A 23653-nucleotide genomic window follows, 5' to 3' on the forward strand; every position below is an offset into this window, starting at 1 on the left:
ATTTCCGACAGGATTTAGTCCTTCGTTTTCACATTCGCAATACAAGCGCGTTTTGCGTGTTAAAAATCCAATATAAGTGTCTTAAAATTAAAAAAATATGTTAGCTTTGCGGGCTATATAACTATAAAAAAATGAAAAAATTACTACTATTTGCCGCGGTTGCGCTTTCGATCGGACAGCTGTCGGCACAAAAAAATGCCTACAGGAAAGTAGACCCGTCGGTGGTGGCCCAGGCCGCTAAAATCAACGAGGTCAATTATTCTGAAAGACAACAATTGCTCGAGATCAACGTCAACAGCCTCAAACAAGTGCTGGCCGGCACCACCAACAGAACGTCTGGCCAAGCCGGTGTGGTGGTTGAGTTCCCAACGATCGAGGGCGGGTTCGAAAAATTCCGCGTTTGGGAGAATTCGAATTTTGAACCGGCTTTGCAAGCGCAGTATCCAGACATCAGGGCCTATGTAGGAACCAGTTTGACTACGGGTGCGTCGATTCACTTTAGCGTTTCGCCTTTGGGCTTGCAGACCATGTTGTTGCGCCCTGACCGCACCGCGGAATTCATCGAGGCCTACACCGCAGACCGCGCTACGTATGTGTTGTTCGATTCGGCAACCCGACTCAAGAACAAACTTCCGTTCAACTGTTCTACCGTCGATGCACAGCTCACCGACGACCTCGTAAACGAAGCGGGCATCACCAACCGCTCTAACAACCAATCGTACAAGACCATGCGTTTGGCTTTGTCGTGTACAGGGGAATACGGCGCCTACTTTGGTAGCGTTGCCAACGCGATTGCTGGGATGAACGCGACCATGACCCGTGTCAACGGTGTGATGGAGATCGATCTTTCGCTTCACTTGAACATGATTGCCAACAACAACCTGATCGTTTATACCAATGCAGCCAACGACCCTTATTCACCTGCCTCAGGTATGGATGCATGGAACTTGCAGTTGCAGAACAACTTGACGAGCGTTATCGGTAGCGCGAACTACGACATCGGTCACCTTTTTGGTGCGACCGGTGGTGGCGGTAATGCGGGTTGTATCGGCTGCGTTTGTGAAGATCCATCAGGCGCCAACGATGAGGCCAAAGGAAGTGGCTACACCTCTCCGTCTAACGGCATTCCGTCAGGTGATACCTTCGACATCGACTATGTAATCCACGAGATGGGACACCAATTGGGTGCCAACCACACGTTCTCGCACGCAACCGAAGGATCGGGTGTGAATGTCGAGCCGGGAAGTGGTTCTACAATCATGGCTTATGCCGGAATCACCGACTATAATGTACAAGAACATTCAGACGCTTATTTTACCTACAGAAGCATTCTGCAGATCCAAAACAACTTGGCGGGCAAAACCTGCCCGATCAGTACCGCAGTGACCAACACACCGCCTACGGTGAATGCGGGCGCCGATTTCAGCATCCCTTCGGGAACAGCTTACATCCTCAAAGGAGTGGTTTCAGATGCCGAGGGCGATACCTTGAACTACTGCTGGGAACAAAACAACAGCGCGGGCAACTCGGTAACAGGAGAAAACAGCCAATGTTACCCTACCAAGGCGACGGGTCCTAATTACCGTTCGTTCCTGCCGCAAAATACCCCTAACCGTTTTATGCCACAATACAACCGCGTGTTGAACGGGGAGTTGAGCTGGCAATGGGAATCGGTTTCAACCATCGCAAGACAATTGCGATTTACGCTTACCGTACGCGACAACCACGCTGCCGGAAATGGCTGGCAAACCAATACCGATGAAGTTACCGTTACCTCTATGGCGCCCTACAACGGGACCACTGGAGCGGGACCATTCGCGGTGACCTCGCAAAACACCACAGGTGTGGCTTGGGGCGCGGCGGGTACCAACCAAACCATTACTTGGTCGGTGAACAACACTACTTCGTTGCCTGGTTCGGCGAACGTAAACATCAAATTGTCTTTGGACAACGGTGTAACATGGCCGATCACCTTGGCAAGCAATACGCCAAACGACGGAAGCGAAGTCATCACCGTTCCTGCGGCCACTGCTACACAATGTAGAATTTGGATCGAGCCGACAGGAAACAACTACTACGCGGTCAACAGTACACCGTTTGCAGTGGGTTACGAGTATGTAAACGTTTGCAACACGTACAACTTCAACACGCCATTTACACTGCCGAATACAGGTGCTGCAACCTACACCGTCAAGACACTCAACGTGACCAATACGGGGTTGATCAGCGATGTAAACTTCAGCGTCAATGCCACGCACTCGAACTTACAAAACCTGACCATCGCGGTGATCCGTCCGAATGGCGGTACACTTTATCCGTTGTTCCAACAACAATGTACCGGAACCGCCAACATGAACGTTACGTTCGATGCGCAAGGTTCTACTTTCGACTGTTTCAACCTGAACAGCGGGTCTAGCGTCAAAACACCGGTAGGCGATTTGGGCAGTGCCGCGTTCATCAACCAAAACCCTACAGGAAACTGGCAGTTTGGTTTCCGCGACACCGTGGCAGGCCCAGATTCGGGAACCATCAACTCGTTCTCGCTTGAGGTTTGTACGGCGCAATTGCAGCCACTCGGAACGCAGCAATTCGCGTTCGAGAACTTTGCATTGTACCCGAACCCGAACAACGGAAGCTTCAAGGTGCAATTCGACGCTACGGCGGGGAATCAGGTCGATATCCTGGTACACGACATCAGCGGAAGAGCCATCTTTGAAAGAGCATACAACAACACCGGTTTGTTTGCCGAAGAAATACAATTGACCAATGCCCAAGCAGGCGTTTACATGGTAACTGTGTCGAACGGCAACCAAAAAATCGTCAAAAAAATCGTGGTAGAATAAACTGCCGCAACCATTTTGTCAAAAAGGCGTCTCGATGAGGGACGCCTTTTTATTTTAATGACGTATCTTTGAGAGATTAACCACTACTACTATATGATGAAAAAGTTACTTTTTACTTTTGCGATGATTTTTGCGACGCTGGGTTTGTTTGCCCAATCGGTGTGGCAATCGGTCGATGAGCGATTGGTCACGGGGGAAAAATCAAGCCGGGTTTCGCACCCCGCCACCTACTTACTGTATGCGTTGAACCTCGACGCACTCAAAATCCAGCTGGCCGCGGCGCCTTCGCGTTTGCAAACACTCGAGTCCAATGTGATCGTTTCGTTTCCGACGGACCAAGGCGATTTGCAAAAGTTCCACATTTTTGAGGCATCGGTGATGCATCCGCAACTGGCGGCACAACATCCCGAAATACAATCCTATGTAGGCAAGGGCATAGACGATCCAACGGCGACCATGCGTTTTAGCGTGACCCCTTTTGGGTTGCATGCGATGACGTTCTCTGGGCACGGCGCGTACTACATCGACAGTTATACAAAGGACGGGAAACACAGCATCGTGTATTCGCGCCAATCGCTGACCACGACCAACAGCTTCGAATGTAACGTGGTGGAACCCGTAGATTTGGTGCCGAATCCTTCCGATGCGCCGCAAATACAATCCAACAACAGCCTGTTCAAAACCTACCGATTGGCGATGGCCTGTACCATCGAATACGCCGATTTTCACGTTGACGAGGCCGGACTCGGCGGCGGTACCCTCGAACAAAAGAAAGCCGCGGTACTGGCCGCCATGGTCATTACGATGACCCGCGTGAACGGTATTTACGAACGGGATTTTGCACTCACGATGGAACTCGTTGCCAACAACGAGGATGTCATTTTTATCGAGTCGGACAATTTCGACAACTTCAACACCAACAACATCTTGCTCGACCAAAGCCAGGAAGTAATCGACGACATCATCGGCAGCGCCAACTACGACATCGGTCATACGGTAAGTACCGGCGGCGGCGGCGTCGCGCAACTGCAGTCGCCGTGCTCGAACAGCAAGGCACGTGGTATTACAGGGCTTGATGCCCCGGTGGGCGATCCTTACGATGTCGATTATGTGTCGCACGAAATGGGCCACCAATGGGGTTGCTCGCACACGTTCAACGGCGATCAAGGCGGATGCAACGGCAACCGTACGGCGTCGTCGGCGTTTGAACCAGGCAGTGGCTCGACCATCATGGGTTATTCGGGGCTTTGCAATTCGCAAAACGTACAATTCTTTTCGGATCCCTATTTTCATGCGCGCAGCTTGATCCAAGGCTCGAATTTTATCAACGGCGGCGGGAACTGCGGCGTGGTCGTACCCAACGGCAATACGGCCCCGACGGCCGATGCAGGCCCGAACCATACGATTCCTTTTGGCACGGCATTCGTGATGCGCGGTGTTGCGACCGATGCCGATGGCGATGCGCTGACCTATTGCTGGGAACAGTACGACAACGAAATCGCTACCCAGCCACCCGTGGCAACCAGCGGCGGCGGACCGAATTTCAGGACGTTGATGCCTTCGGCTTCACCCGACCGTTATTTCCCTAAATTCTCTGATGTATTGGCGGGCAACCTGACCCCAACCTGGGAAGTGGTCCCGAACGTGGCGCGTAACATGGAGTTTTCGCTCGTGGTTCGCGACGACGGGTCGCCATTGGGCGGGCAAACGCAACGCGCCACGACCAACGTGGTTTTTGCCAACGCAGGTCCGTTTAGGGTCACTTCGCAAAGCCTACTCGAAGCATGGCCGCAAAACAGCGCGCAAACCGTTACCTGGGATGTGGCGGGAACAACAGCCAACGGCATTAATACCGCCTTGGTTACGATCAAGATGTCGGCCGACGGTGGCGCAACCTGGCCGTATGTTTTGGCCGAGAACACCGCCAACGACGGATCGGAGGCCATCACCGCACCCGATGTCATTTCGACCAATTGCCGCATCATGATCGAAGCGGTAGACAATATTTTCTATGCCGTCAACAGCCGCGCGTTTGCGGTAGGTTACGAAGTAGTGACCACTTGTAACACGTATACCAATAACACGCCGTTTGCCTTAACCGACGGGTCGACGGCTTTCAACGTCAAGACCATTGCGGTGCCGGCGGCGGGTACCATTTCCGATGTCAACATTACCGTGAATGCCACGCATGCGAACATTCAAAATCTTAACATTGCGGTGATTCGTCCGGGTGGTGCGTTGACCAATATTTTTAACCAAAGTTGTCCGGGCAGCGCCAACATGAATGTGACGTTTGACGCCGAAGGTGCACCGTTTGCCTGCGCTTCGCCGCTTGCCGGAAACATGATTACACCAACCGGTTCACTCGCGGCCATGTACGGTTTCAACCAACAAGGCAACTGGCAATTTGGTTTTAGGGATTTGGTGGCTGGAGATGCGGGGACGATCAATTCGTTTGCGCTCGAAGTGTGCTCGGAATCGCTTGCTCCCTTGGCAACCACACAGTTTGCGTTTGCCGACTTTGCGCTGTATCCGAACCCGAATACGGGCGATTTTACGATCCGATTTGCATCGTCGTCGAACAAGCCTATTGCGGTGGGCGTACACGACATGCGCGGCCGTGTGATTTATGACCAATCGTTCGAGAACAACGGTGTCTTTGTGCAAGACATCCGCTTGAATAGGGCGCAATCAGGCATTTATCTGGTATCGGTGCAGCAAGGCGATCAAAAGACCGTCAAACGCATCGTGGTTGAGTAATTAGTAATTAAGACGAAAGATAGAAAAGAGCCCTGCGAGGGCTCTTTCTTATTTAAGATCAAATTCTATTTTCTTGATCAGTTGTGAAATTTGCGGGACCGAAATATCGGCCGTGCCGTGCCCGTTCGCATCGATGGAAAGGGTGCCTTGGTTCACGGCAAAATAACCCACGCCATCCTTGCAATAGCAAAAACGCCCGTACAGCATTTTGGTGGCTTCGAGTTGGCCGTCGCGAAGGGTTTGGTTGGTTTGGCCGTCGTACTCGAACACTATTTCTACGCGGTAGGAACCGTCCTGCACATTTTTGGGGACAATGCGGTTGTATTGGTATTTGACGACCGACGTGCCTTTTTTGGTTTCCGTCGAATAACGGATGCCGTTCGCGGTGTGTTCAACCACCATGGCTTTGTCGCGCAACAGCTCGATTGTACACTCGCCCTTGCCGGGGCATTTTCCCGCCAGCGCAATTTGGCTTGCGGTTTTGTTCGCGCCGCAACCGTATGCGATCAGCAAACACAGGACAATTATTTTCTTCATGTTATTTTCCGTTGAATCCGCTCATGGTGTGTTCGAGCCCCGCCGTACCAAACGAACGGATGATGTCGCACGACAAATCAAGGCGTTCGGTGAGTTTTTCATTTTCTTCGTCGCTCCATTGGCCAAGCACATAGTCTACCTGCTGGCCTTTCTTGAACGCATCGCTGATGCCAAACCTGAAGCGCGTATAGTTTTGCGTGTTCAACACGGCGTTGATGTTCTTGAGCCCGTTGTGGCCACCGTCCGATCCTTTGGGTTTGATGCGGATCGTACCGAACGGCAGGTTCAAATCGTCGGTGATCACCAGCACGTTTTCGAGCGGAATGTTCTCTTTGTCCATCCAATAATGTACGGCCTTGCCCGAGAGGTTCATGTAGGTGTTGGGTTTCAAAAGGAAAAATGTACGCCCTTTGAATTTGTATTCGGCGAGCTGCCCGAGTTTGACCGTTTGCCAGTCGAGCGATTCCTTGCGCGCCAAAAAATCGAGTACCTTAAACCCGATGTTGTGACGGGTGTTGGCGTATTCTGCGCCGATGTTGCCGAGGCCGACGATTAAAAATTTATTACTCACGCTTTTCATCTTGTTTTTTTGGTGTTCGTGAACCTGCGGTTTCATGGGATCGAGGTGTTCTTTTTCCGGTTTGGAAAACAGTTGGGTGAACCAATTCATTCTACAAATGTAGAAATTCCAAATCCCAAATTCCAAATTCCAAAATCCCAAAATCCAAATTCCAACGCCGCTGAATTGAGATTTTAGGATAGACTTGAAGTTTTTACAAGTGCGCGTTAGGGATGGCAGCGGAAATCCTTTTTGTGAAGCAACGCGGAACAAAAAGATTGTAGCGTACAGCCCGGCCGCAGGCAACGCCCAAAAATTTAACCGCAAAGATTCAAAGTTCACGCAAAGAACACAAAGCTTAGCGGCCTTTGCGAAAACTCCGCGCACTTTGCGGTAAACAAAAAAGCCCCGTCTTTCAACGAGGCTTTCTTTATAATTTGGAAATAAATTACTTTTTCTTTCCTTTTGCCGGAGCTCCTTTGGCCGCTTTCGCTGCTTCCTGGGCCGCTTTCATCGCCGCACGCGAGATTCTCACTTGCGCCACAACGGTATTGTCCGGGTGCATCAACTTAAAGTTGTTGGTTGCCAATTTGGTGACATACAACTTGTTACCCATCTCGAGTTCAGAGATGTCGGCCGTCACAAAGTCAGGCAAGTTGGCTGGCAAAGCTTTCACTTTGAGTTTGCGTTGGTTGAGACGCAACACGCCACCACCCAAGACACCTGGCGAAGTACCGGTTACTTTTACCGGAACCTCCATCATGATTTCCTTTTTGTCGTTGAGTTGGAAAAAGTCGATGTGCAAGATTTTGTCAGATACAGGGTGTACCTGGATGTCCTGCAAAATAGCATTGTATGACGATTTACCGGCCTCGATCACAACAGTGTGCGCGTTCGGGGTGTAAACCAAGTTCTTGAATGCTTTTTCTTCTGCCGAGAAATGCACTGGTTTGTCGCCTCCGTATAACACGCAAGGTACCTGTCCAGCATCACGTAAGGCTTTTGTAGCTTTTTTGCCTACGCTTTCTCTTTCTGATCCTTTAATCGTAATCGATTTCATTGTAAAAAATTATAGTTAATAAAAAATTCTTTTTTTAGACGAAAGACGAATGACAAATGTCGAAGGACTTTCGTTTTGGGTTATTTTGGCGTTCCCCTGCGAGTCGGGCTTTACAATTGCAATCTTTTGTTCCGCTTTGCTTCACAAAAGGATTTTCATTTCAATCCCTAACGCGCCCGTTCCATATTTCAAATTTGTTCTCCTATCGACGCCTTTCAGACTTTATGACCTTAAGACTTTACGACTTACATCAAGAACTTCCCGCTGATCGAACTGTTGTTCTGCACCATCTTCATCACATCGGCGAAAAGCGGTGCACAACTCACGACCTTTATTTTCTTTGACTCACCCTTGAGCGGAATCGAATCGGTTACGATCAATTCCTCCAATTTCGAGCTTTCAATCTTTTCATAAGCCCCGCCCGACAGGATCGCGTGCGTACAAATCGCACGAACACTGAGTGCTCCTCTTTCGATCATCAAATCGGCGGCTTTGGCGAGCGTCCCTCCAGTGTCGATCATGTCGTCTACCAAAATCACATTCCTTCCTTTAACCTCTCCGATGAGTTCCATCGACTCGATCACGTTGGCGGCCTTTCTTTGCTTGTAGCAAATCACGACGTCACTTTCGAGGAATTTCGAATATGCATAGGCTCTTTTCGAACCGCCCATGTCCGGCGAAGCGATCGTCAAATTGTCGAGCTTCAAACTGTTCACATACGGCAGGAAAATCGTCGATGCAAACAGGTGGTCTACCGGTTTTTCGAAAAACCCTTGTATCTGGTCGGCGTGCAAGTCCATCGTCATGATCCTCGTTGCTCCCGCAGCCTCCAATAATTTGGCTACGAGTTTGGCCCCGATCGGTACGCGCGGTTTGTCCTTGCGGTCCTGGCGCGCCCATCCGAAATACGGAATCACGGGCGTAATGTGCCGTGCCGAAGCGCGTTTGGCCGCATCGATCATGAGCAACAGCTCCATCAAATTGTCCGAACTCGGAAAGGTCGAACACACGATGAACACGCGGATTCCCCTGATCGATTCTTCGTACGACGGTTGGAATTCACCATCACTATATTTAGAGAACGTCACTTTACCGAGCGGAATCCCGTATTGTTCGGCGATTTTTTCTGCTAGGTACGTGCTTTGCGAACACGCAAAAATCTTTGCTTCTGGTTCGTTATAAGACATTGTTGTGTAGTTAGTTGGTTGTGTGTCGTCTGAAACGAGGTGCAAATTTAGAAATAAAATTTGAGCAGCGCCGATATTTTTTAGGATTTTTTTTTGGATTGACAGATTATTTTCTACATTTGCACCGTGTTTAAAAACAAGCAACGTTTTTCGTTGTGCGTTTAACGCGATAAACCAACTGTTGTTGGTTTGGTCTGTCAAGCCCGGATGGCGGAATTGGTAGACGCGCTGGTCTCAAACACCTGTGGGAAACCGTGCCGGTTCGACTCCGGCTCCGGGTACTTTAAAAATCCGTAATTAGTTTATTTTTAAACTGTTACGGGTTTTTTATTTTGTATTTGCCCAACTATTGCCCAACAAACTCAAAAAAATGATATTTTTATTGAGATATGAATAAAAACATCAAACCCCGCTACGTCAAACCCAAACGAAAACCAAAACCCACCAAATCAGCAAAGGTTTTTCGTCAAGTTCTAATTGCAATCGCGACCGCCATATTATTCGCCGGAATCATCATGGCCTTCCGTCATCTTGTTAATAATCATCTTAAACCGTAGCGACGAATCAAAACTTTTGCTACTTTTACGCCCATGAAAAGCGCAAGCATCATCTTATCATTCATTCTCTTAGTCCTTTCGTGCCTTCCATGCGCGGATGCTGACAAGGATGTTATCATTGATGCCACCGGCAAAGTAGTCGCACACACGGACGATCATTCCAAAGAATTACACACCGATTTGTGTTCGCCGTTCTGCATCTGCAACTGTTGCGGCGCACAGATTTTGAACTTTACGCCGACGCTTGTATTCGAGGTCGCTTCCGTACCTGCTGAATACATCGAAAAGCCACAAATTATCTACAATTCAAATCTTGCTTCCCAATTCTCCGGGGGCATTTGGCAACCACCACAACTTTCATAATGATGCCCGGATAACTTCCGGGTGAAATGTCGCGGCCATCAGCGTCGCATCAAGGGATTACTTTATCCTCATGTTTCATTCATTATGCAAGAAAATGTTAGACAAAATCATTCATTTCAGCATCCACAACAAATTCATCGTGGGGCTGTTCACATTGGTGCTTGTTGCCGTTGGCATCTATTCGGTATCAACATTACCGGTCGATGCGTTGCCGGACATCACCAATAACCAAGTACAAATCATAACCAGTTCGCCGAAGCTTGCCACGCAAGAAGTCGAACAATTCATCACTTACCCGATTGAGCAATCGGTCAAAGCCATCCCGGACGTTGTTGAATTGCGTTCAATAAGCCGCTTCGGATTGAGCGTCATTACCGTCGTTTTCAAGGAAAGCACCGATATTTATTGGGCGCGTGCCCAAATCAACGAACGGCTCAAAGAAGCTTCCGAAATCATTCCCGAAGGTGCAGGCGAACCCGAATTGGCTCCCGTCAGCACCGGATTGGGTGAGATATACCAATACGTTGTCTTTCCCAAAAAAGGAAGTGAAGACAAGTACGATGCGACACAGTTGCGCACCATCCAAGACTGGATTATCAAACCGCAACTTATCGGAACGCCGGGCGTAGCCGAAGTCAATACGTTGGGCGGATACTTGAAACAGTACGAAATCGCCGTACAGCCCGACAAGCTCAAAAGCATGAATACGACGATTACCGAGATATTCGATGCGCTTGAAACCAACAATGAAAACACCGGCGGCGCTTACATCGACAAAAGGCCATATGCCTATTTCATACGTGGTGTCGGAATGGCTACATCAATTGCAGACATTCAAAAAATCGTTGTCAAAAATCAAAACGGCATCCCGATTCTAATCCGCGATGTTGCAGACGTTCGCATCGGCAGCGCCATTCGCTACGGAGCCGTGACCAAAGACGGCAAAGGCGAAGAAGTTTCAGGTATGGTCATGATGCTCAAAGGCGAGAACAGTGGTCAGGTCGTCAAGCTTGTCAAGGAAAAAATGGAGCGCATCAAAAAGTCGTTGCCCGAAGGCGTGACCATCGAACCATTCATGGACAGGACAAAACTCGTCGATAAAGCCATCAAAACAGTAGAAACCAACCTCATCGAAGGTGCATTAATTGTCATCTTTATTCTCGTGTTGTTGCTTGGGAATTGGAGAGCAGGTTTAGTCGTGGCCTCAGTCATTCCGTTGTCGTTGTTGTTTGCCATTTCGATGATGCGTCTGTTCGGCGTATCGGGCAATCTGATGAGCCTCGGAGCCATCGATTTTGGTTTGATTGTGGACGGCGCAGTAATTATTGTCGAAGCCATCATCCACCGATTGCACACTGTCAATAAAGGCCGCATAACCCAAGACGAAATGGACGGCGAAGTCTATCACGCTGCATCCAAAATCAGAAGTAGCGCGGCGTTTGGCGAAATCATCATCCTGATTGTTTACTTGCCAATTTTAGCGCTTACAGGCATTGAAGGCAAGATGTTTGGCCCGATGGCACAAACCGTTTCCTTTGCGATTCTTGGTGCGTTTATCTTGTCGCTGACTTACGTCCCGATGATGTCGGCGTTGGCGCTCAGCAAGAAAACGGGACACACCCGCAACATCAGCGACAGGATTATCGATAAGCTGCAAAGTTGGTACGCGCCGTTGCTCGAAAGATCGTTCAAAATGAAGAAGATGGTCATTGGCGTTGCGGTTACCCTGTTCGTTGCAGCTTTGTTCATTTTCAATACGCTCGGTGGTGAGTTTATTCCAACGCTCGACGAGGGTGACGTAGCGACACACCTCATTATCGCATCCGGCAGTTCGCTGTCGCAGGAAGTCGATGCCACTTCGCGAGCCGAACGCATACTAAAAGCCAAATTCCCCGAAATCAAAATGATCGTTACCAAAATCGGTTCAGCCGAAATCCCTACCGATCCAATGCCGGTAGAAGCGGGTGATATGATTATTCTGCTCAAAGACCGTGACGAGTGGACATCGGCAGAAACCAAAGAAGAATTGATGGAGAAGATGGAAGAAGCGCTCAACGATATTCCTGGCGCAAGCACCGAATTTTCGCAACCGATTCAAATGCGTTTCAACGAATTGATGACGGGCGTTCGCAGCGATGTTGCAGTAAAGATTTACGGCGAGGACATCGATTTGCTCGTGAGCAAAGGCGACGAAGCGCTCCAAATCATCAAAAAGGTAGATGGTGTTTCGGATGCAAAAGCCGAACGTGTTGCCGGACTTCCGCAAATTACCGTCCGTTACAACAAAGACAAACTCGCATTGTACGGTCTTAAAATCGGCGACTTGAACAAAGTCTTGCGGATGGGCTTTGCGGGCGAATCGGCGGGCGTTGTTTACGAAGGCGAAAAGCGTTTCGACCTCGTTGTGCGCTTGGCCGAAAACAGCCGCGATGACATTTCAAGTATCAAATCGTTGTTTATCACCTTGCCGTCGGGCAACCAAATCCCACTGGAACAAATTGCAGATGTGCAATATGAAGATGGCCCGATGCAAATCTCGCGTGACGACGGAAAACGCCGCATCGTTGTTGGTTTCAACGTTCGTGGACGCGATGTCGAATCGGTTGTTGATGACATCAAGGAAAAACTCAACGCCAAGTTCAAATTGCCTGCGGGCTATTACATCACCTACGGTGGACAGTTTGAAAACCTCATCGATGCCAACAAACGATTGTCGATTGCGGTGCCGGTAGCTTTGGCGCTCATCCTTGTATTGTTATACTTCACGTTCAAATCAATCAAACAGGCGCTTTTGATTTTCACGGCAATTCCATTGTCGGCTATCGGCGGTGTGTTGGCGCTGTGGTTGCGTGGAATGCCGTTCAGCATCTCGGCAGGTGTTGGCTTTATCGCGCTTTTCGGTGTAGCGGTGCTTAATGGCATCGTGCTCATCGGCTATTTCAATCAACTCAAATCAGAAGGTATGGAAAATATACTCGACCGCATCCGCGAAGGAACGAAAGTCCGTTTGCGTCCGGTGATTATGACCGCAGCCGTTGCATCGCTGGGCTTTTTGCCGATGGCGATCAGCACGAGCGCCGGTGCGGAAGTACAAAAACCGTTGGCGACTGTCGTCATCGGTGGATTGATTACGGCGACTTTACTCACACTTATTGTCTTGCCGATTCTCTATTATTTTGTAGAGCGCGGTATCAAGGTGAAAAATGTTCCCGCCGCTACAATTGCGATTTTGTTTGCGCTATTGTGTCCGGCCATCGGTTCGGCGCAACAACAAACATTGAACAGCAATCAAGCTTTGGAATTGGCCTATAAGAACAACCAAAGCCTTCGCGCATCCGATTTGGATGTTCAGGCGCAAAACCAATTAATCGGTTCGGCTTGGGACATTCCGAAAACTGAACTTTCGGGAACGTTCGGACAAATCAACTCGGCGGCTCAGGATAAGAATTTATCGGTTTCCCAAAGCATCAATCCTTTTCGTATCGGAGCCACGCGAAGATTGCTTAGAGAGAACAGCAACGCAAGTCAATTACGCTCTGCTGCAACCAAACAGCAGATTGCGTTTTCCGTCAGGGAATCGTGGAATAATTTGTTGTATTTCGGCAAACTCAATGCGATTCTTTCCAAACAGGGCGCGGTCATGGACAAGTTCGTTCGCTCTGCTGATGTTAAATTCCGCGTGGGTGAAACCAACTCGCTCGAAAAGAATGTCGCTACGGCCAAGCAACAGGAATTGCAGCAACGCATCCGTCAAAACGAGGCGCAGATGAAAATCGAGAAATCGCGACTAAAATTATACCTCAACCTCAAAGACGATTTTATGTTATCGGATACGTCTTTTGTACCCACGCCAATAACATTGGCGGTTGATACGACGGCAATCAAACAGAATCCCGAATTTCAATTGGCCGAAAAGCAAGTCGCTATTGCGCAAGCCAATCGAAAGGTTGAGCAGTCCGCGTTGTTTCCTGACATTTCAGCCGGTTACTTCATCCAATCGATTACTGGAAATCAAGATTTGGACGGAACGCCGCGCTACTATGATAACAGTCTGCGCTTTCAAGGTTTTACCGCTGGAATTTCGGTTCCGATTTTCTTTGGAAGCAGTAGTTCGAGAGCAAAGGCGGCGAAAATCAACATCGAGCGCGAACAGCAAAATGCCAACTATCTGCAAAATCAACTCAAAAGCCGTTTGATAGAAGAAAACGAGCGATTGCAGACGTATCAGGCGCAGATTGATTTCTACCGCAATACCGCCGAACCCAATGCGCGTAAGATTACCGCAAATGCTACGAAAGCGTATCAAAATGGAGACATCTCCTATGTGGAATATGTGCAAAACCTTGATACCGCCAACGACATCTTGCTCAATTACGCCGATGCGGTACGTCAGTACAATCAAACCATTATCAATATTCAATACCTTACAAATCAATAAGATGAAAGTAAAAAATAAAGCAATCAGATCCTTTTTGTTTTTCTCGCTGCTTCTTGCGGTGACCGCCTGCGGAAAAAAGGAAGAAGCGCCTGCGACCGAGGCTGCACCACAAAAGGAAGAAGCGAAGGAAGAAGGCAATGTAAAAGAAGTCGAACTCAACGAGGCACAGTATTCATCCGCAGGGATCGGACTGGGCGGCTTTTCGCCCAAGAACCTCAGCGAAGTCATCAATGCCAACGGTTACACCAAATTGCCGCCGCAAAACCAAGCAGACGTATCGGTTTTCGTGTCGGGAATTGTCAAATCGATTTCAGTTATTGAAGGTCAGAACGTCCGTAAAGGCCAAGTGATCGCAACGGTTGAAAGCCCTGAGTTTACACGAATCCAACAAGACTACCTCACCTCGAAAAGCAACTTGGAGTTTTTGCGTTTGGAATATGAACGCCAACGTGTTTTGAGCGAAGAAGAAGTATCGGCCAAGAAAGTATTTCAAAAAACAAAGGCCGACTATGACGTTGAAAAAGCGCGTTATGCTTCATTGAGCAAGCAACTCCAAACAATGAATATCAATCCAAATAAAGGCGCAATTTCATCTGTTCCGGTTGTAGCGCCTATTTCGGGATCAATTACCGAAGTAAATATTAAAATTGGGTCAACTGTATCACCGGGACAGGCTTTGGTAAATATTGTGGACAATTCACAACTCCACGTTGACTTACTCGTTTATGAAAAAGACTTGCAAAAGGTCAAGACCGGGCAGAATGTTCGATTTGTATTGACCAATCAAGACAATACTGAAATTAAAGGCAAGATTTTTAGTGTGGGCAAGGCATTCGAGAACGAAACCAAGTCGGTTGCCGTCCATGCAGACATCGAGAACGAGAAACAGCAATTGATTCCGGGAATGTATGTCAACGCACTGATTGACGTCGGAGCCAATACGGTTAATGCGTTACCGGTTGATGCGATTGTTAAGGCAGAAGGCCGCGAATTTATTTTCATACTTGAAGGCGTCCACGAAGAAAAAGACAGCCATGACGCCGATAAAGGACATTCGCATGACGACGGGCATTCCCACGATGAAAAAGAGGCGCACGACCAACAAAAAGGGCATTCCCACGACGATGGCCATCAACACGAGGAATCGGGCAAGAGTTATCATTTCCAACGTATCGAAGTAAAGACGGGCACCGCGCAGTTGGGTTTCGTTCAAGTAACGCCGGTACAACAGCTTCCCGCTGATGCCAAAATTGTAATCAAAGGAGCGTATTACATCCAAAGCCATTTGCTCAAAAGCGAAGGCGGCGGCGGACACGAACATTAAGCCCAATACCATGAAAGAAGATTCAAAAATTCAAGAAAAAGATTTGGCGCATGATGAACATGATGCCAATGATGGCCACGATCACGGGGCGACAGATAATTCCGGTTGGAAAAGTCACATTCCGTTATTGTCCGGCTTGGCAATACTTGCAGTAATGCTTACGATGGAATATGGGTTCAAATTCGTTCCCAAATTCCCGGTCGATTTGATTGTGTACCTCGTCGCTTATTTGCTCGCAGGTTACAACGTTTTGTACATGGCTTGGAGAAAGGCGATTCGCTTCGATTTCTTCAACGAATTTTTTCTGATGAGCGTCGCGACAATCGGTGCTTTTGCCATCGGTTCTTACAGCGAAGGCGTTGCCGTCATGGTTTTCTATTCCATTGGCGAATGGTTTCAGGATGCGGCGGTCAACCGCGCCAAACGAAGCATTAAAGCCCTGCTCGATGTGCGTCCCGAAGAAGTGACGGTTTTGAGAAACGGTTCAACGGAAACGGTTCACCCAAAAGATGTTGCCATAGGCGAAGTCATACAAGCCAAACCGGGCGAGAAAGTCGCGCTCGATGGAACTCTCGAATCTGAAAAGGCTTCCTTCAATACGGCAGCACTTACCGGAGAAAGCAAGCCTGACAGCAAAGCGAAAGGTGAGAATGTTTACGCCGGAATGATTAACCTGAACACCGTTTCAGAAATCAAGGTTACGGCCAAATTCAGCGATAGCAAACTGAGCCGCATCCTTGAAATGGTTCAGGATGCGACGGCGCGTAAATCGCAAACACAATTGTTCATTAGCCGATTCGCCAAAGTGTACACGCCGATTGTTTTTGCATTGGCCGTCGCAGTTTGTTTCGTGCCATATTTCTTTGTAAGCGATTACGACTTCTACGATTGGTTTTACCGGGCGCTTGTGTTTTTGGTCATCAGTTGCCCATGTGCATTGGTGGTGTCGATTCCGCTCGGCTACTTTGGCGGTATCGGATTGGCGTCAAGGAACGGTATTTTGTTCAAAGGCTCGAACTTCCTCGATGTCATGACCCAAATCGATACGGTCGTGATGGACAAGACCGGGACGCTTACCGAAGGCGTTTTTAAAGTGCAAGAGGTAAAACCCGAAGGTTTGGATGAGCAAGAGTTTTTGAAATTGACCGCAGCCATCGAAAGCAAATCCACACATCCAATCGCGTTGGCTGTGACCGAACACGTCGGGAAGGAATCCATCAAAAGCTTATCAATCAATGATGTCGAAGAAATTCCCGGACACGGATTGAAAGCGACCATCGATGGTAAAGAAGTCTTGGCCGGAAATGCGAAACTGCTCAAAAAATATAGCATTGATTATCCCGAAAGCGTAACGGCAATTGTGAATACCGTTGTAGTTGTGGCGGTGAATAAAAAGTATGCGGGCTACATTACCATCGCCGACCAAATCAAAGCCGATGCACAACAAGCCATCAAAGATTTGCACGGCCTCGGTATCAAAACGGTAATGTTGTCAGGCGACAAACAATCGGTTGTAGATGACGTTGCTAAAACACTGTCAATTGACAATGCCTACGGTGATTTGCTTCCCGAAGGCAAGGTCGAAAAAGTCCAAGCACTCAAAGACCAAAATAAAAAACTGGCTTTCGTTGGCGACGGTGTAAATGATGCGCCTGTAGTGGCATTGGCCGACGCTGGTATCGCAATGGGTGGATTGGGAAGCGATGCAACGATTGAAACCGCCGATGTAGTAATTCAAAACGATCAGCCGTCGAAAATCGTGACCGCAATTAAGGTCGGTAAGTTGACCAAGAAAATCGTTTGGCAGAACATTGTCTTGGCAATGGTTGTCAAGGTTATTGTATTGGCGCTTGGCGCAGGCGGTGTCGCGAATTTATGGGAAGCGGTGATTGCTGATGTAGGCGTGGCATTATTGGCCATCCTGAACGCGGTGCGAATCCAAAGAATCAGATTATGAAGAAGAAGCCCAACATCATTGTTGCTGCGTTCGTATTTACGGTCGCCATTCTTTTGTTGGGCTATTTTTCCTTTGGAATTTGGACGAGCCTAATTTTTTCGTCGGGCTTTCTTGGTGGTTTCTTACTTTGGTTGTTTTTGCCGAGCGTATCGACATTCGAAGGGATAAGATGGCCATACTGGATTGCATTTTTTCTATTCCTTTTGCACCGTGTCGAAGAAAAAGTGATGGATTTCTTCGACAGGCTTGCAGAAATCACCGGAACGCGGAAACCTGAAATCTTATCGTTTTCCGTAATTGCGCTTGTAATTCTTTCAGTAGGTGCGTGGTTGCTAATCCCCTTGCTTATGAAGCGTGGTTACGCTTTTGGCTCTTACCTCGCATGGACATTCTTTGCCGCGATGGGAATCACTGAACTCGCGCATTTTGTATTTCCATTTTTTACAGATGAAGTCTATGGCTACTTTCCGGGAATGGTGAGCGTGGTTTTGTTGGCTCCGGTTGCGTGGTGGGGGATGTATCGACTTTCAAAAGGTCAATGATTGTATTGATGTGAACACTTGTGGCGGTATAACTTTCTTTACACGCGCACGTACGTAAATAAAACTAATACATTTTTTATTACAGTATTCTAATAAGAACCGCGACTGCCGGGCTTTTGAGACTGTAATTATTTGCACACATTTTTTATCCCAACACAGTCGATAGGGTACCCACAGATTAGGAGCCGGTCGCACTAAGGAAAACAGATTAAATTTGGGGTATGGGGTGAGTTTGTTGATAGCGCCGCCAAATTTTTCGACTTTTTTGACGGCACTTCATTATGCTTGCGATTCGTTGTTGTATCGATGGTACGTACGTTCAAGTAAGAACTTCTCAACGTGAGCGCGATATGCGGGGTTTACATTCATGAACTGCTTAATCTTTAGAATCAAGGCCTTTCTCTCAGTCTCGGATAATTTAACTTTGCTCACGTGTGTTGCTTTTGTATTTGAGATAGTTTTCTTCTGAAATGAGCCAAGATTTACCAACCTTTGTACCCAACAATAACCCCATTCGAAGGTGACGCATTACCGTAGCAGGGTTTCGGTTGGTCAGCGTGGCAATTTCATTCACGGTCAAATTCCGTTTACCAATTTCCGATTTCTTTTTTAAATCGTCAAGTTGTTTCTCAAATCTGTTCATTGCAATTTGAGAGAATGCTTCGACAATTTGAGACACTCCTTCTATGGGATAAAATTGGCCGGCGATGACGATGCCGAAATCGGTACTCGAAAAACTCATTATTCCGCTTTGTTGCAAATTTCAATCACCCGTTCGTTTTGCGGCACGTTTACCTCACCGAGATTGGTGGTGTAATAAAACATTTCAAGTTTGATAGTCAAATCATTCGTGCTAATCACATTGTATTTCGAAACGTAACCTGACGATTTGGTGTAGGTCATCACGCCGTTCTCAATGACGTAGTCGCCTTCTGTTGTAGACTGTTCGCAATAGTTTGTCATACCGATCTGATACATTCTAAATTTGCCAACGATTGCGCCACCGTCGGTAGAAAATTGGTAATAGTTGTACTGGTCTTCACAATCACTAATGGCTTGGATTTGACCATTCACGGATTTGTGACTTAGGTTCCAACGACCGGATAAATGTTGCGTTTCAGGTGGAATGTTCGGTGTTGTTGGCTGTGAATTGTCGTCGCTGCTTGAACAAGCAAAGGTTAGCGCACAGAGCGCGATGAGAAGGATTTTTTTCATACTGGCTATAAATTGGTTACGAGCAAATATAAATAAAATTCTATTTTATGGTGTACTTTATTATAGAGTACCAAAAAAAGTACCTTTTATTGAGATTTGACTGATGGAAAACAAGGAAAATCTCGATACACCTGAGCTAAACGCCATTGCAGAGCGTCTGAAACAACTTCGTAAAGAAAAGGGCTACTCGAACTACGAACACATCGCCTTCGACTTAGGAATGAGCCGTTCAGCGTATTGGCGTTTGGAAACGGGCGCGAACTTTGAGTTGAAAACACTGATTAAGATTTGCACGGTACTCGGTGTGAGTTTGGAAGAATTTTTCAAGGGTATTGACATTCCTCGGAAAGTTTCCACTGAGAAGTAATACGATACATAACCGACCGATACCCGATAGAGGTTAGCATTTTGACAATATACTTTAATGGTCAATTCATATACCTTTCGCAAGTTCGTTAACTTTTGAAATGAGAATTTCGGTGAGTTGTTGTTGAAGCCTCTCCGAAGAATTGATAACAATTTCCGTGTATGTCTTCTTGTGCTTGTAAAATGTTTTCCGGGATTTGGTTTCCAATAGGTCAGTCCAAAAAAGCGGATTTCGATAATCCGTGAGTTTCGTGCAAGACGAATTTATGGTTTGGTCAAAAAGGAGAATATCTTCAAAGGCTTGAACCAACATTTCCTTAAAAACCCCGAAACCTAAGTTCCGAATGTCGGCCAACGTAAAGATGTCGAGTTTGTTCAATTTTTCCATTTTCATAAATTTCAACTCAAAACGCAAAATCTCTGTTTCGATGGTAAAGCCTTTTCCAGTGTAGTGTAACGCTTTGTTGTAGATTTTGACAATGTATTGAGAGTGTTTTGCCTGCTTGTATCGACCATCCTGAGAATGTTGGATGTCTTTGAATGGAATTGTTTTATGAAGAAAGCAGTGTCTCAGAATGTCGTTTGTCGGAACCGGTGGGACAATATTTACTCCGGCCTCAACACATTGAAGTTTACATTCTTCGAGTTTAAATCCAAACTTGTCTTCTAAGTCCATCAATACGAGAAGAAATGCGACATAGTCGAAGTCATTGAAGTTGTGTGCTCCCCCATTGAAATACTTGTGGAGACTTCCGGTTAAAATAATAGTTCCGGTTTCGAAAATTGTAAAGCATAGCCCATTGTAACTCGCAGATTTGTAAGGTACTTTGTATACGGTTTCGCCATTTTTATTTTGTACCTCTTTACCCATCCGGTCGAGGGCCGGAATCAGAAAGCCATCTTCAGAAACGTTCCGTAACATCGAAAAGTCCAAAAGTGGATTTTGCTCCAATCTTGAACTGTAACTCTTGGGAAGATTTGCTGTGATGAAGTCGATCAAAAGTGTATCTTTGAAGTAGTTTTTACGATGCCAGTAGAAACAACTTTGAACACAAAAGGGAGCCTGAACAACTCCCTTTTATGCTTTCCGTTGATAGGATTACAGATTCCCGTTTAGCGGTTTTACACTTGCCTCGACTTCCGAGCGCAGAAAATACACCCGATTTCCAATACCGAGAGGATTCAAGATTCCTTTACGCTGCCAGTTCGCTATCGTCGAAATATCAACATCGAGCATTTCGGCAACTTCTGCACGGGTCATGTAGTCATTGGGTTTTGGCGGCATGAAGCGTTGAACAAAATCTTCGAAGAGATTTCTAAGGATTGCCGCAGTTTCGGCTTGGAAGGTTTCGGGATCGCACCCGATAAATTGTAGTGATTTCATTTGTAGAAAATTTAAGTTCACTACAAATGTCCGGCGATGTCATTTCCGATTTATGGTCGTTTTTTCCGATTAATCGGAATCCGAAGGGAAGTGTCGGTTCTTGATGGTATAATATCTTGTTGGGCGCATACCACGATCAGCCTTTGTGCTGAATGAGGCTTTGATATCAAAATCTTCGTAGGTGGAAATGGAAATGAATTTCTCAACCCGAAGCCACTCCATAAATTCCTTGTGCTTGACACGGTTGTGAATCAATTTTTCACTTGTACTTTTCATTTTGTGAAAAATGAAACTGAAATCCAAATAATAATCCGTGATGTTCTCCGTGAAATCTTTGAAAACAAGGTAGGCTTGGTAGCTCGTAAAAATATCCGGGTATGGGTTTTTCGGAGCACTTTCCGTGGTGCCGAATGCGATTAAATTGAATCGCAAATCTTCCAAATGCGAAATGATTTTTTTAAAGCTGAGTTGAAGCTTTTCGGCTTTATCCAAATCAAAACCGTCCGTCCCCTCACATTCGTCATCTAAAACCAACTCGTAAATTTCTTGAATGGGTTTGAATCCTGAATACGGCTTGTAAAGTGTGTAAGCGTATACGCTGGCAGATGGATATTCACTTTCATCTATGCCCATGTAATTTTCGTACGAGATACACACTGACTGATAGCAATGATTGAAATACTTGATTTCAGAATCTAAAAAATGCTCTTCGTCGTAGTCCTCATATTCGGCTAAATGGTTTTCCAACCGACTTTTGTAGCGGTCTTGGTAGGATTTGAGTGTCGTAATGATTTCGAATTGCTTCCCCATTCCATTGAAAATGGCAAAATTAAGAAATCAACGGGCAAACACCTCATCAATTTCGCCATTATTCAATTCATTTCCATTGCGGTTCTGTCTTACACCACTTGAAGCTGCGGTTCCCCGACACGATGAATTTCTTCATGCAGCCTGATAAAAAGCTCCGCGTTGTCATCCTGATTCTCACGTTGATTGATGTATCGCAAAAAGATTGATTCCCTGCTGTGCCCGGTAATCTTCATTAAAACGGACGTTTGCATTTTTCGATAGTAATTGGTGGCAAACGAGCGACGGCAACAGTGCGATGTGATAAGTTTATATTTTTCGAACGTGCCTAACAATTTTCTGTCGGTTAACGCGTCAAATATTTTTCCCTCAACCATTTCGTTGATTCCGGCAGTCTCACATACTTCTTTGATGTAATCATTAAATTTTTGGTCGCTGATTTCATAAGGAAAATCGTTTTCAATTATATCGATAATGTGCGGAGCGGCAACACCTACAGTAACTCGCTTGTTGGTTTTCTCTTGAAAAATATCCATAAACATTCTTCCGTCCTTGTACCGGACGTTCTTTTTGGTCAGAATCAGTAAATCTTCGGCGCGTTGCCCAATTTCGCAACCAATGAGAAGCCATTTTTTCGCATTCTTTAGCGCCTCTCGTTCGAAATGCGTATCGAGAATCTGTTTTTGCTCTGCGAAAGATAAGGTTTGAATGTACCGATCATCGTCTGATTCAGAAAACACCTCGATGTACTTTGCAAATGGATGAACCGGTATTCCTTTTCGCTCGGCTTCACGAGAAATCGTTTTGATATTAGCAACGAACTTCGACGCGGTATTTATGGCGTATTTCTTCGTGACCAGTAGCCAGTTGGTGAATTTGTCCACTGTTGTTTCGGATAAGTCCAAAAAGTGAAGTTGTTTTTTGATTATCGCTTGATACTCAACAATCACGTTTTTCGTCGCTATGAAACTATTGACGCGACTTTTGGAAATTCCCATCTTATAGCCGCCCGGGACTTTGACTTTTCGCGTAGCCGCGTTGTCGATTAATTCTTGGAGATAATGGACGAGTAATCCAATGTCGGTTTTCTCAATTCTGTTGAAGCAAGAGGCCACTTTCTCTTCGAGCCAAAATTGATCGATTATAACACTACCGCCTGAATCGGCATTGAGATTTTCCCACACGAAAGCATCAAGCTTTTTTAGATTGGACTGAATTTGCTTGTTTTCGGCGGTGGTTTGTTTTGGAAGCCCGGTTTCGGAACTCCAATTTTTTGGATGGATTGAAAACCCGGTATTGGTTTCAAAAACATTTTGCCGGTCTATGCTGACACGGATTTTGATAGCGGCTTTCTTATTCGCCTTACTTCTAACTCTAAAACTGATTGATGCCATTTGATTTGAACTTTGAACAATCCAAAGGTAAATAATAAAATCATACGAATTACACGTTTTTGCCCAACCGTTGCCCAACGATGTTAAGATATTATTCTATGACATTAGATTTATTTCTGCTGATTCGAAAAGTTAAATGCTTTATGAAGTGTTGATTTTATTGTATTTTTTAATGATATTTCGTTTGAGTATAGTGGTTTTTAAAAATAGGCAAATCTAAAGGGTTCGACTCCGGCTCCGGGTACAAAAGCCTCCGATTCGTTCGGGGGCTTTTTCGTTTTGTGCCGGAGTCAAACCTGAAAAGGTTGACTTTGGTACAAAAACCTCCGATTCGTTCGGAGGTTTTTTCGTTTTGTACCG

At 46.6% G+C, this 23653-nt stretch carries 18 protein-coding genes and 1 tRNA gene; 9 read left to right on the forward strand and 10 right to left on the reverse strand.

Annotated features, from left to right (window positions below):
- The first annotated feature begins 131 nt into the window (after positions 1-131).
- On the forward strand, positions 132-2843 hold the full coding sequence (locus tag BLP55_RS04950; RefSeq protein ID WP_091141215.1) for a zinc-dependent metalloprotease: 2712 nt from the start codon (positions 132-134) through the stop codon (positions 2841-2843).
- A 96-nt stretch (positions 2844-2939) separates the two neighbouring features.
- On the forward strand, positions 2940-5603 hold the full coding sequence (locus BLP55_RS04955) for a zinc-dependent metalloprotease (protein ID WP_170826791.1): 2664 nt from the start codon (positions 2940-2942) through the stop codon (positions 5601-5603).
- 48 nt (positions 5604-5651) lie between these two features.
- Here BLP55_RS04955 and BLP55_RS04960 read toward each other — a convergent pair whose 3' ends face one another.
- The 4 genes from BLP55_RS04960 to BLP55_RS04975 form a co-directional block, all read right to left on the reverse strand.
- Positions 5652-6140: a hypothetical protein gene (locus BLP55_RS04960; RefSeq protein ID WP_139149607.1), complete on the reverse strand. Its 489-nt coding sequence runs from the start codon at positions 6138-6140 to the stop codon at positions 5652-5654.
- Position 6141: 1 nt separating this feature from the next.
- On the reverse strand, positions 6142-6810 hold the full coding sequence (gene pth / locus BLP55_RS04965) for an aminoacyl-tRNA hydrolase (protein WP_091141218.1): 669 nt from the start codon (positions 6808-6810) through the stop codon (positions 6142-6144).
- A gap of 337 nt (positions 6811-7147) precedes the next feature.
- A complete protein-coding gene (locus BLP55_RS04970; RefSeq protein WP_091141219.1) occupies positions 7148-7759 on the reverse strand; it encodes a 50S ribosomal protein L25/general stress protein Ctc in 612 nt (203 codons plus the stop codon).
- A gap of 245 nt (positions 7760-8004) precedes the next feature.
- Positions 8005-8946, reverse strand: a complete 942-nt coding sequence (locus BLP55_RS04975; RefSeq protein WP_091141220.1) for a ribose-phosphate pyrophosphokinase — start codon at positions 8944-8946, stop codon at positions 8005-8007.
- A 201-nt stretch (positions 8947-9147) separates the two neighbouring features.
- On the opposite strand from BLP55_RS04975, the gene BLP55_RS04980 reads away from it, so the two are divergent.
- The 6 genes from BLP55_RS04980 to BLP55_RS05005 all read left to right on the forward strand — a co-directional run bounded on the left by BLP55_RS04980 (position 9148) and on the right by BLP55_RS05005 (position 18127).
- A tRNA-Leu gene (locus tag BLP55_RS04980) sits at positions 9148-9227 on the forward strand.
- Positions 9228-9536: 309 nt separating this feature from the next.
- A complete protein-coding gene (locus BLP55_RS17385) occupies positions 9537-9866 on the forward strand; it encodes a DUF6660 family protein (protein WP_317040278.1) in 330 nt (109 codons plus the stop codon).
- Between the two features lie 94 nt (positions 9867-9960).
- Positions 9961-14304 carry a CusA/CzcA family heavy metal efflux RND transporter gene (locus BLP55_RS04990; protein WP_091141221.1) on the forward strand — a complete coding sequence of 1448 codons (4344 nt, stop codon included), beginning with the start codon at positions 9961-9963 and terminating at the stop codon, positions 14302-14304.
- Positions 14210-15628 (forward strand): efflux RND transporter periplasmic adaptor subunit, encoded by a 1419-nt coding sequence (locus tag BLP55_RS04995; RefSeq protein WP_244503421.1) that lies wholly within the window; start codon positions 14210-14212, stop codon positions 15626-15628. Before BLP55_RS04990 ends, BLP55_RS04995 begins: the two co-directional genes overlap by 95 nt.
- Positions 15629-15638: 10 nt before the next feature.
- A complete protein-coding gene (locus tag BLP55_RS05000; RefSeq protein ID WP_091141223.1) occupies positions 15639-17585 on the forward strand; it encodes a heavy metal translocating P-type ATPase in 1947 nt (648 codons plus the stop codon).
- A complete protein-coding gene (locus BLP55_RS05005) occupies positions 17582-18127 on the forward strand; it encodes an HXXEE domain-containing protein (RefSeq protein WP_091141224.1) in 546 nt (181 codons plus the stop codon). The genes BLP55_RS05000 and BLP55_RS05005 overlap by 4 nt, the downstream gene beginning before the upstream one ends.
- A gap of 418 nt (positions 18128-18545) precedes the next feature.
- Here the strand turns inward: BLP55_RS05005 and BLP55_RS05010 are convergent, their stop codons facing one another.
- Together BLP55_RS05010 and BLP55_RS05015 are read right to left on the reverse strand one after the other, a co-directional pair.
- The gene (locus BLP55_RS05010; protein WP_091141225.1) at positions 18546-18869 is read right to left on the reverse strand and encodes a helix-turn-helix domain-containing protein; all 324 of its coding nucleotides are present in this window, start codon (positions 18867-18869) and stop codon (positions 18546-18548) included.
- Entirely contained in the window at positions 18869-19342 is a 474-nt protein-coding gene (locus BLP55_RS05015; RefSeq protein ID WP_091141226.1) for a lipocalin-like domain-containing protein, read from the reverse strand. Before BLP55_RS05015 ends, BLP55_RS05010 begins: the two co-directional genes overlap by 1 nt.
- Before the next feature lie 103 nt (positions 19343-19445).
- On the opposite strand from BLP55_RS05015, the gene BLP55_RS05020 reads away from it, so the two are divergent.
- The gene (locus BLP55_RS05020; RefSeq protein ID WP_091141227.1) at positions 19446-19709 is read left to right on the forward strand and encodes a helix-turn-helix domain-containing protein; all 264 of its coding nucleotides are present in this window, start codon (positions 19446-19448) and stop codon (positions 19707-19709) included.
- A 66-nt stretch (positions 19710-19775) separates the two neighbouring features.
- On the opposite strand, the gene BLP55_RS05025 is transcribed toward BLP55_RS05020, so the two are convergent.
- The 4 genes from BLP55_RS05025 to BLP55_RS05040 all read right to left on the reverse strand — a co-directional run bounded on the left by BLP55_RS05025 (position 19776) and on the right by BLP55_RS05040 (position 23293).
- Complete coding sequence (locus BLP55_RS05025) at positions 19776-20708, reverse strand: hypothetical protein (protein WP_139149608.1); 933 nt, start codon at positions 20706-20708, stop codon at positions 19776-19778.
- Between the two features lie 99 nt (positions 20709-20807).
- Positions 20808-21092, reverse strand: coding sequence for a helix-turn-helix domain-containing protein (locus BLP55_RS05030; RefSeq protein ID WP_091141229.1), 285 nt, complete (start codon positions 21090-21092; stop codon positions 20808-20810).
- A 69-nt stretch (positions 21093-21161) separates the two neighbouring features.
- Positions 21162-21902 (reverse strand): hypothetical protein, encoded by a 741-nt coding sequence (locus BLP55_RS05035; protein WP_091141230.1) that lies wholly within the window; start codon positions 21900-21902, stop codon positions 21162-21164.
- 89 nt (positions 21903-21991) lie between these two features.
- On the reverse strand, positions 21992-23293 hold the full coding sequence (locus BLP55_RS05040; RefSeq protein ID WP_091141231.1) for a tyrosine-type recombinase/integrase: 1302 nt from the start codon (positions 23291-23293) through the stop codon (positions 21992-21994).
- Positions 23294-23653 lie beyond the last annotated feature (360 nt).

This window comes from Flavobacterium caeni (genome assembly GCF_900101895.1).
GTDB lineage: Bacteria > Bacteroidota > Bacteroidia > Flavobacteriales > Flavobacteriaceae > Flavobacterium > Flavobacterium caeni.